Source organism: Nostoc sp. (assembly GCF_036917555.1).
Lineage (GTDB): Bacteria > Cyanobacteriota > Cyanobacteriia > Cyanobacteriales > Nostocaceae > Nostoc.
On record NZ_JBALDD010000063.1, the window covers coordinates 125,651 to 140,544 of the forward strand.

Below are 14,894 nucleotides of genomic sequence, written 5' to 3' on the forward strand. Positions count from 1 at the left end.
ACATAGTTTTTGCAGGTAGTATATGGGACAACCGTTTTTGGAGCGGCGCGATCGCAAATTAGACCTGGCTGCTCATGCTGCTTGGCTCTATTACATCGCTGGCAATACGCAAGAAGAAATTGCCGCCAAGCTCAATGTGTCCCGGCAAGCTGCACAACGCTTAGTGGCACTGGCAGTCAGTGAAAAATTGATTAAATTTCGACTCGATCATCCCCTGAGTGAATGCATTGCTCTGGCTGAATCGTTACGCGATCGCTTTGCTCTGTCACTTTGTGAAGTAGTACCAACTGACGCAGGGAATGGTGATACCTTATACGGAATTGGTGTATGTGCTGCCACCCACCTAGAGGTTTACCTGATGGCTAAAACCCCAACCATACTGGCGTTGTCATCAGGTCGCACATTGCGAACAATGGTGGAGCAGATACCTTCAATGAACCAACCCCAGCATAAAATTGTGTCAATTATTGGCAATATGTCCCACTCTGGGCGTGCAGGTCGTCACGAAGTGGTTATGCATTTATCTGATCAGGTTGGTTCCCAAGCTTACCCAGTGCCGACTCCCGTTGTCGCAACTAGCATTGAAGAACGAGAACTCTTGCAGACTCAGCGATCGTTTCTCACCGTCAAAACACTCGCAGAGCAAGCCAAAGCAACCTTTGTCGGAATTAGTCATATTGCCTGGAATGCTCCGTTACATCAAGACGGCTTCATCAATGACGATGAGGTGGCTGAATTGATTGAACTAGGAGCAGTAGGAGAAATTGCAGGTTGGGCTTACAGCGATCGTGGAGTATTGCTGCAAGAGGGGACAAACAGTCGGGTTGCCAGTGTAGCCCTCGAACAACCAGCTCATCGACTGATTATTGGTGTGGCGGGCGGTGTGAGAAAGGCAGAGGCGATTTTGGCTGCTCTGCATGGCAAGTTAATTACAGGATTGATTACTGATGAATCTGCGGTCCAAGCGATTCTTTCTAAGATTTAGTAAATACTAAGTGAGATAATTTATGCTAGGTGTTGAGTCAGTAATTCATAATTCGTAGCGACGTAGGAGCGTCATTACGAATTATTTTAATGTTCTTGTCCCGTTGGTCGGATGAGGATTTCGTTGACATTAACACGCGGCGGTTGCGTAAGAGCGTAAACGATCGCAGCCGCAATGTCTTCACTTTGCAGAGGTTGAATTGACTTGCGTCGTTCTTCAATCCGTTGTTTGGCAACGGGGTCAGTAATTTGGTTGTTAATTTCCGTATCCACCAAACCAGGTTCGATTATCGTGACGCGGATGTTGTCCTTGTGGACTTCTTGACGCAATGCTTCTGAGAGGGCATTAACACCCCATTTGGTCGCATTGTAAACACCAATGCCCGCCCGGGCTGTCCGGCCAGCCACTGAGGAGATATTGACTATATGCCCCGATTTTTGCGCCTTCAACAGAGGCAAAACGGCATGAGTCGCATATAGCAGTCCTAATACGTTGAGGTCAAACGATCGCCGCCAGTCTGAGCTATTTCCAGCTTCAATAGTTCCTAACAAGGCAATCCCGGCGTTATTCACAAGGATATCGACCCTTCCCAATTCTGCATTGGCCTTTGCCACCAAGTTATTTACCTGTGTTTCATCAGTCACATCAGTGACAATAGGCAATGCTTTGCCACCACTAGCTTCAATGCGTTCTGCTAATGCCTGAATGCGATCGCCACGCCTAGCAGCGAGTACTACTGTTGCCCCTTCAGCTGCTAAGGCGATCGCAGTTGCTTCTCCAATTCCCGCTGAAGCACCAGTGATAATTGCTACTTTTCCTTCTAATTTACCTGTCATTTATTTAACTCCTTAGTAATTGATAATTTGGCATTGGGCACTTGTACTGACCGAAGTCGAAGTATTGGGCATTGGGCGTTAGGAGTGCTGAGTGCTGAGTTAAGAGTTTTGTTTACCCCCTCATCTCCCTCATCTCCCCCTACTCCCCTACTCCCCTGCCCCCTGCCTCTTACCGATCCTCAAAACAGATGCAACAGCCGCCCCACAAAGTATTAGGGCTGCGAAGCGAAAAGTTCCTTGAAACCCCCCAACGATCGCATCAGGAGGGGCAACAGAGACATCTGCACCCGCAGACATACTAGCTATCAAGGCTCCAAAAACTGCCCCAATTAGAGAAACTCCTACGGTGTTACCTGATGTACGTGACAAAGACAACAGCCCAGAAGCAATTCCTAGCCGCTCTCTCGGTACCGATCCCATAACAGTGCTGTTGTTGGGCGATTGGAATAAACCTAGACCAATGCCGTAAATAAAATAGCGTGATATATAGCCTAGCTCAGTAATTTGAGCATCAAAGGTGCTAATTCCCAGACAGCCGCCAATCATCAACCCCAGCCCAATCGAACTGATTAGTCGAGCGCCAAAGCGGTCTGAAAGTATTCCAGCTAGGGGGGCAATTAACCCACTAAGTACAGGCGATACGGCTAGCAACAGCCCGACTTTTACCGTCGGATAATGCTTGACGCTCTCTAGAAAGAAAGGGACGATGAGTAGCGAACCGCCAATAACAATGAATGCTAGCCAGCCACTTAGCAAACCCATACTCAACTGAAGATTGCGAAACAGCTTTAGTTCTAGTAGTGGTTGCTTTAAAATCGCTTCAACTACCAAAAAAGTCGTGAAACTCACGGCGGCGATCGCTAATAATACCAATGCATTAGTACTGCTAAAGCCCTGGCTTTGCCCTAGCGTCATACCTAAACCAAAACTACCTAGAGTCAATAAAGCTAATATGGCTCCAAAAAAGTCAAATTTCTGTTTGCCCTCAATGCGTGCAGAAGGTGGCACTACGCGAGCTATTAAGAAACTAGCGATAATCCCCAAGGGTACATTGATGAAAAATATACTATGCCAGCCTGACCAGCTTAAGAGCAACCCGCCAGCAGAGGGGCCAAAAGCAATTCCTAGTGACACTACACTGCCGATGACGCCAACAGCCCGACCTCGTTCGGAAGAGGGAAAAACTTCTGTGATAATTGCTAAACCAAGCCCAGAAATGAACACAGCACCTAGTCCTTGAAGTGCCCGAAAGCCAATCAAGCACTCGATACTTGGTGCAAAACCACACAACAGCGAACTGAAAGTAAACAGAATAAGTCCCCCCTGGTATAAGGACTTCTTGCCCCACATATCCCCCAAGCGCGTTGCTCCCAAAACTAAACCGGAACTGACCAACTGGTAACTCAATACAGCCCATTGGGTGGTAGGAAAACTGGTGTTAAAGGCTTTCACCAATGTGGGCAAAGCAACATTAATGATGCCTAAATCCAGAGTAGACATGAATACCCCAAGTCCGACACCGAATAAGACCCAATTTTTTTGAGAGCCTGATAAAGCCAGAGGTTCTGCTTGGAATTGTGCCAATGTTTAGCCTCCACCTGTGACTTTACGGTTGTGAATAGTTTGCATACGTATATTCATTGTAGGGTGCTATCCTCGCTACCAAGTTCAGGAAACTAAATTTGCTGCTTCCATCCTTAACGTTGGTGATTTTGTTGAGTGCGATCGCAGCAGGTGACTGGTTGATCGGAAATGCTCTGGATGAATGAAAAATTCAGGTTTATGTCAGGTATCTACTTCTCAATCGGCAAGATTGGCTTTTCCACTTGTCATATATTTGCTAAAGTACTTAAGTACTCTTAACTCTGCACTCCTTCGGCTATATCAAGGATAATGTTCAATAAAGTACGGTAGTTTGATTGAGTTACTGTACTTGAGACTAGTTAGCAAACTATCATAGACAACTCTCAGAAGCAAGCTCTAGAGACAATGTGGAGGAAATGACAGGTTTATTGGTTAATGGTGCTTGGGGTGTGGGAACCGCCGGGTTGCTGAGATTATTCTCTAGGAGGCAATTGTTTAACACTTAGAGTTTTAGGCACTTCTAAGTAGGTGGGTAATGTTTAGTATCATCCAAACTAACCAAAATAGCTTGCTCCTTATTTTCAGCATAAAGTTGAAAATGTGTATATTATTATTTGAGAATAATCGGTCAAAAAATAGCGATCGAATTATTCGCCTTATACCAATTCTGTATAAAGATGTGTAGAAATAACCCCACTACCTGTGGCACTTCCTGCGAGTTCGGGAAGGTTGGGAGGGGTCGAAATAATGTGCAGCTTCACAGAGAATTGGCTTTACTCAGTAAATCAAAGATAAAAATAATTTATTACAATGGATAATTTTGGGATTTACACACTTGCTAATGACGTGGTATTTGACCAACTAGTAGCTTTGCTAAACAGCATTGAGGTGAATGTTAGTCCAGATATTCCTATTTGTATTATTCCTTATGATGACCGCTTAAAGCGAGTTAAGCAAGAGATACGTTCTCGACCTAATGTTACCCTGTTTGACGATAAAAACTCGATCAAAAAATGGGAGGATTTTGCCATTCAAGTTTGGAAAGCTTATCCAAGAAACAGCCGAAAAAATAAACCTTCTATCGAATGGAATAAAAAAAATAACTTAATCAGAAAAATGTGTGCTTTTGATGGTGAGTTTGAAATATTTGTATTTTATGATGCTGATAGTTTGGCAATGAATAAGCTGGATAAAGTTTTAGAAAAACTAGACCAATACGACTTTGTGTTTGATGACTGGGAACACACAAAACAAACTTCAGTTGCAGCTTTCGACTTGCCAAAGTTAGAACAAAAAATGTCTTTACCTGAATCTGAAATCAGACGAGAAATCCACTGTTCTAGTTTTTTTGGTTCAAAAAAAGGTATTTTAGGCGTCGAAGAATTAGAAATACTCAAAAAGCGATTGATAGAAGATAAGGAAGTCGAATGGATTAATGAAATTGCTTGGTGGTGTGACGCAGATTTATTTAGTTACATGACTTTCAGAATTGCTCGACCACTATTTAACTTTACACTCAGTCCCGATGGTGAAGATAGAACTGGCAACTGTGCTAATGCAAATCCATTTGTGAATATTGATAATGTTCTTTATAATCAACAGGGATTAAAACCAATTCATCGCCTTCACTATATGGGCTATTCTGCTATTGGATTTGCCCGCTTGTGTAAAGGTGAAGATGTTGATATTCGTTACAAAAATGAATTTTTACACTATCGCTTTCTGAAGCAACCAGAGAAAAAACCGAAGCGATTAAAGCCACCTACTATAGCGGCTAGAAGCAATCGATTTATCAAAAAAGTTTGGAATAAAATTAATCAAACTATTTCCTACACTTAGCTTTTGCCCAGCCTTGCTCATTATGCGTTTAGCTCGTGAGCAATGTCCACTCTCATCTTGCAAAAATGCCTAAAGTTAGTGTTTGCATTCCCACGTTTAATCGAGTTAATTTACTGCCTTTCGCAATTGACAGTGTACTCAATCAGTCTGAGCAAGACTTTGAGCTAATTATTTGTGATGACGGTTCTAGCGATCGCACACCCGAATTGATGTCACAGTACACAGACAACCGGATTAAATATATCCGTCATCAGCAAAATATTGGTAAAAGTAATAATATGCGCTCTGGCTTTGATGCTGCTAGCGGTGAATATTTTATTAAATTTGATGATGACGATCGGCTAACACCCGATTTTCTCGCAAGTACAGCAACTATTCTTGCTGAAGACTCTAGCATTGATTTTGTTGGTACAGACCATTGGATAATTGATATTAACAACGTGCGGGATGAGGCAAAAACTCAAGAAAATTCTCATCGCTGGGGTAGGAAGAATTTACCCGCAGGTGTCGTAAATAATTTGTTGGAAGTTGTATTTATTCAGCAAAGCTTTCAAGTGGGGGCGACATTATTTCGCCGTAAAACCTTGCAAGAATTAGGATATATGCAGCCAAATCTGCAAAATTGTGAAGATAATGATTTATTTGTGCGTCTGGCTTTGGCTGGAAAAAAGGGCTATTACTTAGCAGAATTATTGATGGAATATCGCTCTCATGCAGAGCAGCAAGGTATTAATCGAGCTATTCCTTATTTATTTGATAAAATTCAGTATTTAGAAAGTTATAAGTTTGAGTCTGAAAAATTAGAGGAAATCAGGAAAAATCGTTTAACTGAAACGCAATTATTACTAGGTTTGCGTTTAATTGAAAAGGGTGAAACGCAAAAAGGCAGAGAGTTAGTTTTAGCGGGACAGTCTTTTTCGACTGCTAAAGCTTGGACTGGTTTAGGTTTATCGTTGTTACCAGTTGGGTTGCGAGGTAAGGCGTTTAATGCATTGCGACGAATGCAGGGTTAGACATTGACATTAACATATTGTGCAACTTACTTTTGACGTTATTTGGAAAAGCTGTGTAGGTTGGGTTGAGGAACGAAACCCAACCCAACATTAAGTGTTAATTGTTGGGTTTCACTTCGTTCAACCCAACCTACTAGCTAACTACTAATTTTTTGACCACTCATCAATGATAGTCAAAATTGTTTTATCGCCCAAGTTTTTAACAGATTTTACTACATCACGATAATCTTCAAACTCTTGCTTTGGCTTCTTATGTCGAGCATCTTCTATAGCTTTCGCAAGTTTTTCCGCCCCAGAAATCCTAGAGCGTTGTAACTTTATAGATAACTCGTCTTTATCTAAAGTGTTCAATAAAGTAAGCGGATTACTCTGTTCACCCTTTTGGGGAATAAGGTTCTCAAGTTGCTTGAACTGACTATCTATTCTCTGTCTTTCTTGTATAAATTCTGACTTAAACTCATTAAATTGCTTCTCAAGACGTAATTCTAAATTTGCTAAACGTGGTTCTAATTTTGTTGCTTCAGGCTTTGGTATTACTGGTTTGGTAGAAGAATCAATTTCTTTGAGAGATGCAACTTGTTTTACTACTAAATTCTCTAATTTTGGAGCAATGACAAAAGCATTAACCATCTCACCTTGTCGAGGATTTTTTTCTCTTGCTTTGACAGCAGCATAATATTCAAAATGTCCATCAACTACCGTATAGCTCTCCACTCCTGTCACTTTCACAACTAATGGTCTGATAATTCCTCCAGTTTCTATAATTATATCTGCAAGGTTCTCTAAATCAGCTTCTGCAAAATTTGAACGAGATTCATTAGAAGTAATACTTTTTACATCTACCAAAGAAAAATTCATCATTTATTTAACCCTATTCCGACTAATACTTCATCTGCTAAAATATCAAATTCCATAGCAGATTTTTGAGCATCTGATTTTACTTCTTCTGCATATTTAACAACAGATTTAGGATCAGGGTATTCTAAATCTCCAACTGTTATAGTCTGATTCATACATTCGGATAGTACGGTTCTATCATAAATTACTGCTTCCATCAAAGGCAGATTGTAACGTTCTGAAATCACGCTCCTTTGCTTAGGAAAAGTATATTGTAAAAATTTAGAATTAGTAGAGATTTTTGAAGCCAGGATACCTATTAATATAATGTGTGGTTTTCCTATCATTTCTCTAAATTCATTAACTTCTATAATAAAGTTTTTGACACTTAACAATCCTTGGTTTGCAAATGGCTTTAAATCTGAAGGAATTATCAGGTAATCAGCAGCGACAAGTGCAACTTTTGCATATAAATCTCTGGATGGAGGTGTATCAATAATAACAATGTCATATTCTTGTTCTACTTTTTTTAATTTCGTAACTAACCTCGTCTTACTAGCATCAATTTGATTAAGTTTATACTGTCCTTCTATTAAATTAATATGTGCAGGAATAACATCTAATTCAGGATTATTAAAATAATGTGACTTTCTGCTAACATCGGGTATTAAGTAAAAGTCACCTGATTCTAATAAATGATAGATATTAGAATCTCGTAAATCATCATCTTCATCAAATTGAAATTTGATTAATCCTGTAGCAAAAGTAGTATTTGCTTGTGAATCTATATCAATTAAAAGTACCCTTTTACCTTTTTTACTCAATGCTGCTGCAAGATTGACTGCAACAGTAGTCTTACCAACGCCACCTTTATTGTGGTAGATTGCAATCGTTTTCATTGAATGTTGCCTCTTTGTTTCAAGATTTAAATTATATTTATTTATTTGAACTTCAGGTTTATCTATTAACTGTCCTTCTTTCAGGCTCTCTCTACCAATTAAATCTTTAATTTTATCTAACTTAATTTCAACTTCTTTGCCAGAACATTGAAATATTAACTGAATATTAGTCTGCAATTTTTGATAAATTCTAATCTCTTTGCCATTAGTCAACAATCCATACCTGACATTCAAGCTGGTTAAATAATGCCTGAGTCGGAGGACATGATGATTTAAATTTTGTTTGGGATGCTTTGCTTCCATGACGACACTCAGCGGTGAGTTGGCATCTAATACAAAGGGAATCACTTGTGCAGCAAATGCTAAAAAATCTAAGCGGATGCTACCAAGGACAACTTCTTGATGCCAGGTGTCAGGAGTATAACCTAGCTGGGGTAGCAAATATTGCACTATGAGTTTGCTTTCAACTTCGCTTTCGTTACGGCACAGCTCAGGATTAAAAGGTAATATTTTTCTACCTCTAAATAATTATTGGACTTGGGACAAAACCTGATATTTGGTAGATTATGGCATAGCCTTAATTATATTGAGTGATATAAATCACTTAGAAAATCTAAAAAATTATCATAAAATTAGTATTTCTGCTGATAAAGTAACCAATTTTGAGAGCTAGCCATATTTAAAATTAACAGGCTAAGTATGATAGTTGGCTTAGGCTTTTCTTTTGGTAAGCTAGCCTTGGAGTTTAGTGGTGAGAACACCTGTTCTGAACTGCGTTCAGATTGGTCAAAAGCTAGTTTTTTGAGCGTTTATAGCTCTTTATTAGCTATTTGGGTTTGCTGCTGGGATAGGGGACAGAAGATACTGATTGCATCTTGGGAGTGCGATCGCATGAGTCTGTATGCTGGATCTGAAAGCACCACCTTTACTACATTAGAGAATACGTTGCACTTTTGATGATGCTTCATTCTACAGACAGATGGTATTGCATTGAAACAAGTAATTTAACTAAGTGCTTAATCGTCCTCATCTGACTGCTGAAACACTCTTAGCATAAAGGAGCGAATATGAGGCATGCTGCTGTCAGGAACGATCGCAGTAATATAGTATACCAAGGTTGTGATGCCGGGGTTTGTTTAAATGTAGCAACCGACATCAGTTTTTGTCGCAGAATGGAATCCATCCACAGGCTAATATTTTAATGAGCGATCAACGCTTTCGCTGCACAAAACAGTTTTTAAATTCTCTCTTTTAGCAGTCGGAATCTAAATCCAAATTAGGTGTACTGATAATAAAGCGAAAGGAGGAATTTTCAATGCCTCAGACTCAAAAACAAGGAAAACCAACAGATAAGTAGGTCGGTGTGAATATTTATCGTTGGAATGAAGCAGGAGGCAGGAGGGAAGAGAGTTTGAGTTTATTTAATTTTTCTTAACATAGTTTGGTTTTTCCACATCGTTCTATTTAGTCAGCCGACCTAAACGAGCCACAGCGTACATTGAGTGCAATGTATTAATCCAGAGATTTTTTAAAGATGAATTTGTTTAGGTAAAGCTGCGCTTCAGATAAAAGATGAATCTAATGATAAACAAAATAATTAGACATATAGAAAATTTCCGACGGCAAAGTTAGAGCTATTAGGCTTTCTTAATCCTTTGTATTGAAAAGAAAAAATTATGCGACACATACATTTAGCTAATTAACATTTTGTTTCATGCTAAAAGGCGAGCGTCTACTTAAAGACTTAAACTGTTTACTCACAAATCCAGTATTAGTTATTGTACTAATGCTCACAGCATTGACGAGTGGTTGTCAAAAAAACGATCCGGCAGCGAATGCTCAAGGCCCGCCACCATTGCCGGTGAAACTTCAGAAAATTGACGCAGGCACAATCGAAGAAAGTTCTGTGTTTGTCGGATCGTTGGAAGCGCAGCAAAAAGTCACGCTACAGCCCCAAACTCAAGGACGAATCGAATCGATTCTCGTGTCGAGTGGTCAGCGAGTGCAGCAAGGTACGGCGATCGCATCCTTGAGTTTAGATCAGACTCAGGCTAATGTTGCCAGCTCGATCGCAGCGGCTAGTTCCGCGCAAGCAGCATTGGGAACTGCTCAAGCAGAGCAACAACAAGCCGAAGCCCAGCGCACCAAATCAGCCGCAAATGTTCAGCTGCAACGGACACAATTCAATCGTAACCAACAGTTAGTCAACGAAGGAGCCATAGCCAGACAAGAGTTAGACCTTGCCAGAAATAATTTACAAGCGGCAAATGCAGACTTGCAAGCCGCAAACAAACAAGTTGCTGCATCAGGGGCAGCCATTCGGCAAGCACAGGCAAATGTACGCTCTGCCCAAGCCAGTACCGCTGCCGCGCAAGTCAATCTCAATTTCAAACGAGTGGTAGCACCGATCACTGGCGTAGTCGGTTATTTTCCAGTCAAGATTGGAGATTATGTCAACACCGGACAAACCATTACCACAATCACGCAAAACGATTCGCTGGATCTTAATCTTTCTGTACCTTCAAATCGATTGAATCAACTGCGAACCGGATTGCCCGTTGAGTTGATCGATCCCACCACGCAGAAATTGATTGGCAACGGCGCGATCAACTCCATTTCTCCCTCAGTCAGTTCCCAGCAGCAGTCAATTTTGAGCAAGGCACGCTTTGCAAATTCACAAGGACGACTGCGTGATGGGCAATACGTTCGAGCTCGGGTGATTTGGAATCGACAACCAGGTATCTTAATTCCCACCGCCGCAATTTCTCGCGTTGCCGGACAAAGTTTTGTGTTTGTCACCGAAAACAAAACCGTAAACGGCAAACAGCAGCAAATTGTGCATCAGCGTTTAGTACGCCTTGGTGACATTCAAGGCACAAACTATCAAGTCATCTCAGGACTTAAATCCGGCGAAACGATCGTGACTGCTGGCATTCTCAAACTTAGAGAAGGCGCACCAATTCAACCGCAATCCTAAATCCAGGACATCTCATCATGTCGATCGCCAACACCTTTATCAAACGCCCGGTATTAGCTACCGTTTGTACCTTAGTGATTCTGATTTTGGGGGGAGTGTGTATTCCGCTACTGCCGCTCAATTACTTGCCAGATATTGCGCCGATTCGCGTTCAAGTCTCAGCCACCTATACTGGCGCAGATGTGGAAACCGTAGAAACTGCCGTGACAACTACGTTGGAGCGACAGATTAACGGCGTTGAGGGAATGCAGTACATGACCTCGAACAGTTCAGCAGGTAGTAGCCAAATTTCAGTGTATTTTGGGTCACAGACAGATAAAAATATTGACCAAGTGAACGTGCAGAATCGCATTGCCCGTGCTACACCTCGCTTGCCAACGACCGTGCAACAATTCGGTGTGACAGCGCAAACGTCTTCAACCAGCATTTTATTAGTGTACGCGCTTTATCCCCAAAATAATGAGTATGATGCGCTGTTTATTAGTAACTATATTGACCTGAATTTGCGGGATCAACTGCTGAGAACACCGGGAGTTGGGGATATCACAATTTTTGGTGAAAAAGAGTATGCGATGCGGTTGTGGCTCGATCCAAATGCACTGGCGAGTCGGCAATTAACCGTGGCAGATGTGTCAACAGCACTGCGATCGCAAAATATTCTCGCTGGAGCCGGAACGTTGGGTCAACAGCCTGTGCCTCCAGGTCAAAGTTATGAAATTCCGCTGCGAATCAATGGTCAATTCAAAGATGCATCAGAATTTGAGAATCTGGTCATTAAAGCTGGGAGTGATGGCAACTTAATTAAACTCAAAGATGTCGGTCATGCCGAACTCGGCTCGGAGACTTATGCTAGTAATGCCAGAAATAATGGCAAGCCGGCGATCGGCATTGCAATTTATCAGTTACCAGGTAGTAATGCGCTGGATGTGGCGAAAAACGTTCAGGCGCAAATGAATGACCTGATGAAAGAGTTTCCGCCCGGATTACAAGCCAAGATTGTTTACGATACTGTTGGGTTTGTGCAAGCATCACTCGAAGAAGTGGTGAAAACGCTTGTCGAAGCGATCGCCCTGGTGGTACTCGTGATTTTTCTGTTTCTCCAAGACTGGCGAGCAACAATTATTCCGATTTTTGCGATTCCGGTTTCGCTGATTGGCGCATTAGCATTTGCTTACGTGTTTGGATTCTCGTTAAACAATTTGACCTTATTTGGTTTAATTTTGGCGACAGGATTAGTTGTAGATGATGCAATTATCGTCGTCGAGGCAGTCGCCCGTAAAATTGAACAGGGAGTGCGACCGTTTCAAGCGTCAATCGAGGCAATGGACGAACTTACTGGAGCAGTGCTGGCAACGTCGCTGGTGTTGATGGCGGTGTTTATTCCAGTAGCGTTTTTTCCGGGTTCGACTGGGAGAATGTATCAGCAGTTCGCGTTAGTAATTGCCTTTTCGATCGCGATTTCAGCCTTTAATGCGCTTTCATTCAGTCCTAGTATGTCTGCGATTTTGTTGCGTCCGCCACGACCCAAACGCGGCCCGCTTGGCTGGTTTTTTAACAAATTTAATCAAATTTTGGCATGGATTATTCAACGATATCTAGCGATCGTCAATTTTCTGATTCGCGTTCGTTACGTTGTCATTGGATTGTTTGTAGTCGGTTTAGCTGCGACTTATTTTATGTTCACCCATGTTCCCACCGGATTTGTTCCGAGTGAAGATCAGGGGATTTTATTAGGTATTATTCAAGCCCCGGATGGAGTTGCTCTTGGTTATACCGATCAAGTACTCGAAAAAGTTGAACAAGTTCTCCAAAAAGAACCGGAAATTAATAATATTTTTGCGACTTCAGGATTTGGGTTTGCAGGCAGTGGGTCAAATCGCGGCGTGTTCTTTGCTCAACTCAAGCCGTGGGAAGATCGCAGCAAATCCGATCAAAGTGCGTCTGCAATTTTGACCCGAATTAATGGCGGATTTCAAGGGATTCCCGAAGCCGTAATCACCGCAGTCAGTCCCCCACCGATTCAAGGCTTTAGTACGTTAGGTGGATTTGAGTTGCAGCTTGAAGACCGCACCAACGGGCGACTGACAATCGATGATTTTTTCGCCAATGCCCAAGCGGTTCTAGCGCAAGCGAATCAACAACCAGCCCTCAAAGGCGGCGTGTTTACACAGTTTACCGCCAGTACACCACAATTTGAAATCGACTTTGATCGCGATCGCCTTGAAGCACTCAACGTCAATTTTCAGGATGCTGTCACCACACTTGGAACCGCCATTGGTTCGCAGTATGTCAACGATTTTATCCTTGGACAGCAGAGCTATCGCGTTTATGTTCAAGCAGACGGCAACTATCGGCGATCGCCGAATGATATTCGTCAGCTTTATGTGCGATCGACAAATAACCAAATGGTGCGATTGAGCGAGGTTGCAACACTCACGCCGATTACAGGCCCATCTGTAATCAATCACTACAACGGCTTCCGCGCTATCGATCTGCAAGGCAGAGAAGCATCAGGCTATAGCAGTGGACAAGCAATCCAGGCAATGCAGCAAGCAGTGGCCCAAGCAGCAACACCAGGGGTTGGTAGTGACTGGATCGGAACTGCCCGTGAAGAATTAAGTGCAGGTAATTTGGGCATTCTAATTTTTGGCTTTGGGATCATTATGGTGTTTCTCACACTTGCTGCTCAGTATGAAAGTTATATCGATCCCACGATTATTTTATTGACCGTACCGTTAGCGTTGTTAGGTGCTTTGAGTGCGCTGGCGTTGCGCGGTTTGGTAAACGATGTCTACGCGAACGTGGCGTTGGTAATGCTGATCGGACTCGCCTCGAAAAACGCCATTTTGATCGTCGAGTTTGCTAACCAAGCCTATGAAGGGGGCATGACAATTCGAGAGGCAGCCTTGACCGCAGCCGAAGAACGGTTTCGACCAATTGTCATGACTTCGAGTGCGGCACTGCTGGGATTTTTCCCTCTGGTAATCGCCACTGGAGCGGGTTCTGCCTCGCGCTGGTCGTTGGGAACGGCTTTGTTTGGCGGGTTACTCGTGGCAACGATTTTAAGTTTGCTCTTTGTTCCAGTGCTGTATGTAATCATTAAGACTTTGGAAGATCGCTTCTTGAAACATAAACCTACTAATCGCTCCCAACCACCATCTCCAGATGGAAATGAGGATGGACAATCAAAAGCGATGCCTTCTCCTCAAGAGGCTTCTCCTGACAAAGACGCTTCTCTTCGAGAAGCTTCGCCAACGCGAACGCCAACGGCAACGTCTTCTCCTTCTCCTGACGGAGACGCTGCGCGAACAGAGACGTTAACGCGAACGACGAACGCTCCTCAACATTCATCTGTCATTATCAGGCAAAACACTGATGACAACAGATCCAATGATTCGAGTGATTGAAATAGGAAATAGGGAATAGGGAGTTGAGGATTGGGCACAAGAGCACCAGAAGAAAGACTGACTACAACTTATCTTTTTCACCTCTGCTTCCCTGCCCAACTCTGCTTTCTATTACAAGAGATAAAGATTAAGTTACGACTTTGGGAACCTCTGAGACAATGTAGAGTATCTTCTGATTATTTAGCAAATATTATAAGCATTGGAGCGAAGCAAATGAACGCTAAATTAATCGCTTTCTCTGGCTTGGTGACAGCATTTGTGGGTGCAGGAATTGGTTTTATTACTGCTAGTTTACTTCCTTGTCCTTACACCAGTCAAATGTATCAAAATTTGGAGAAAAAATACGCGATCGTTGGTGCAGTTGCTGGCTTGCTGATTGGTTCTAGTCAAGAAATGATTCGAGAACTCAAGCAAGAGCGGGATGCGGAAGAAGAGTTGCTGCGAGATTTCAACAAAGCTATTCACTCAACTACAGATAAAAGAAATTTATCATCACAGTTTTTTGACAAGGACTAAC

11 protein-coding genes are annotated in these 14,894 nt (G+C 42.3%); 7 read left to right on the forward strand and 4 right to left on the reverse strand.

All coding sequences use genetic code 11. The annotated features are described in order from the left end of the window. Positions 1-22 precede the first annotated feature (22 nt). Positions 23-985 carry a sugar-binding transcriptional regulator gene (locus V7K60_RS23005; RefSeq protein ID WP_334928671.1) on the forward strand — a complete coding sequence of 321 codons (963 nt, stop codon included), beginning with the start codon at positions 23-25 and terminating at the stop codon, positions 983-985. Between the two features lie 86 nt (positions 986-1,071). Here the strand turns inward: V7K60_RS23005 and V7K60_RS23010 are convergent, their stop codons facing one another. After that, positions 1,072-1,821 (reverse strand): SDR family oxidoreductase, encoded by a 750-nt coding sequence (locus tag V7K60_RS23010; RefSeq protein ID WP_334928673.1) that lies wholly within the window; start codon positions 1,819-1,821, stop codon positions 1,072-1,074. Between the two features lie 147 nt (positions 1,822-1,968). Next, positions 1,969-3,405 carry a DHA2 family efflux MFS transporter permease subunit gene (locus V7K60_RS23015; protein ID WP_334928675.1) on the reverse strand — a complete coding sequence of 479 codons (1,437 nt, stop codon included), beginning with the start codon at positions 3,403-3,405 and terminating at the stop codon, positions 1,969-1,971. An 810-nt stretch (positions 3,406-4,215) separates the two neighbouring features. Here V7K60_RS23015 and V7K60_RS23020 point away from each other — a divergent pair. Both V7K60_RS23020 and V7K60_RS23025 read left to right on the forward strand, forming a co-directional pair. After that, positions 4,216-5,244, forward strand: a complete 1,029-nt coding sequence (locus tag V7K60_RS23020; protein WP_334928677.1) for an Npun_R2821/Npun_R2822 family protein — start codon at positions 4,216-4,218, stop codon at positions 5,242-5,244. A gap of 65 nt (positions 5,245-5,309) precedes the next feature. After that, entirely contained in the window at positions 5,310-6,257 is a 948-nt protein-coding gene (locus V7K60_RS23025; RefSeq protein ID WP_334928679.1) for a glycosyltransferase family 2 protein, read from the forward strand. 144 nt (positions 6,258-6,401) lie between these two features. On the opposite strand, the gene V7K60_RS23030 is transcribed toward V7K60_RS23025, so the two are convergent. Together V7K60_RS23030 and V7K60_RS23035 are read right to left on the reverse strand one after the other, a co-directional pair. Next, a complete protein-coding gene (locus V7K60_RS23030; protein ID WP_334928681.1) occupies positions 6,402-7,118 on the reverse strand; it encodes a ParB/Srx family N-terminal domain-containing protein in 717 nt (238 codons plus the stop codon). Beyond that, positions 7,115-8,443, reverse strand: coding sequence for an AAA family ATPase (locus tag V7K60_RS23035; protein WP_334928683.1), 1,329 nt, complete (start codon positions 8,441-8,443; stop codon positions 7,115-7,117). The genes V7K60_RS23030 and V7K60_RS23035 overlap by 4 nt, the downstream gene beginning before the upstream one ends. 249 nt (positions 8,444-8,692) lie before the next feature. Between V7K60_RS23035 and V7K60_RS23040 the strand changes: the two genes are divergently transcribed. The 4 genes from V7K60_RS23040 (at position 8,693) to V7K60_RS23055 (ending at position 14,893) form a co-directional block, all read left to right on the forward strand. Continuing rightward, positions 8,693-8,950 (forward strand): hypothetical protein, encoded by a 258-nt coding sequence (locus tag V7K60_RS23040; protein WP_334928685.1) that lies wholly within the window; start codon positions 8,693-8,695, stop codon positions 8,948-8,950. An 829-nt stretch (positions 8,951-9,779) separates the two neighbouring features. Further along, the gene (locus V7K60_RS23045; RefSeq protein ID WP_334928687.1) at positions 9,780-10,970 is read left to right on the forward strand and encodes an efflux RND transporter periplasmic adaptor subunit; all 1,191 of its coding nucleotides are present in this window, start codon (positions 9,780-9,782) and stop codon (positions 10,968-10,970) included. Positions 10,971-10,987: 17 nt separating this feature from the next. Next, a complete protein-coding gene (locus tag V7K60_RS23050) occupies positions 10,988-14,377 on the forward strand; it encodes an efflux RND transporter permease subunit (RefSeq protein ID WP_334928689.1) in 3,390 nt (1,129 codons plus the stop codon). 213 nt (positions 14,378-14,590) lie between these two features. Beyond that, on the forward strand, positions 14,591-14,893 hold the full coding sequence (locus V7K60_RS23055) for a hypothetical protein (RefSeq protein ID WP_334928691.1): 303 nt from the start codon (positions 14,591-14,593) through the stop codon (positions 14,891-14,893). Position 14,894: the final 1 nt, after the last annotated feature.

What these genes read in the sequence shown, in the direction of transcription:
- V7K60_RS23005 (WP_334928671.1), top strand. Translation starts at nt 23, where the DNA reads ATGGGACAACCGTTTTTGGAGCGGCGCGATCGCAAATTAGACCTGGCT.
- V7K60_RS23050 (WP_334928689.1), top strand. Translation starts at nt 10,988, where the DNA reads ATGTCGATCGCCAACACCTTTATCAAACGCCCGGTATTAGCTACCGTT.
- V7K60_RS23040 (WP_334928685.1), top strand. Translation starts at nt 8,693, where the DNA reads ATGATAGTTGGCTTAGGCTTTTCTTTTGGTAAGCTAGCCTTGGAGTTT.
- V7K60_RS23020 (WP_334928677.1), top strand. Translation starts at nt 4,216, where the DNA reads ATGGATAATTTTGGGATTTACACACTTGCTAATGACGTGGTATTTGAC.
- V7K60_RS23055 (WP_334928691.1), top strand. Translation starts at nt 14,591, where the DNA reads ATGAACGCTAAATTAATCGCTTTCTCTGGCTTGGTGACAGCATTTGTG.
- V7K60_RS23045 (WP_334928687.1), top strand. Translation starts at nt 9,780, where the DNA reads ATGCTCACAGCATTGACGAGTGGTTGTCAAAAAAACGATCCGGCAGCG.
- V7K60_RS23010 (WP_334928673.1), bottom strand. Translation starts at nt 1,821, where the DNA reads ATGACAGGTAAATTAGAAGGAAAAGTAGCAATTATCACTGGTGCTTCA.
- V7K60_RS23030 (WP_334928681.1), bottom strand. Translation starts at nt 7,118, where the DNA reads ATGATGAATTTTTCTTTGGTAGATGTAAAAAGTATTACTTCTAATGAA.
- V7K60_RS23025 (WP_334928679.1), top strand. Translation starts at nt 5,310, where the DNA reads ATGCCTAAAGTTAGTGTTTGCATTCCCACGTTTAATCGAGTTAATTTA.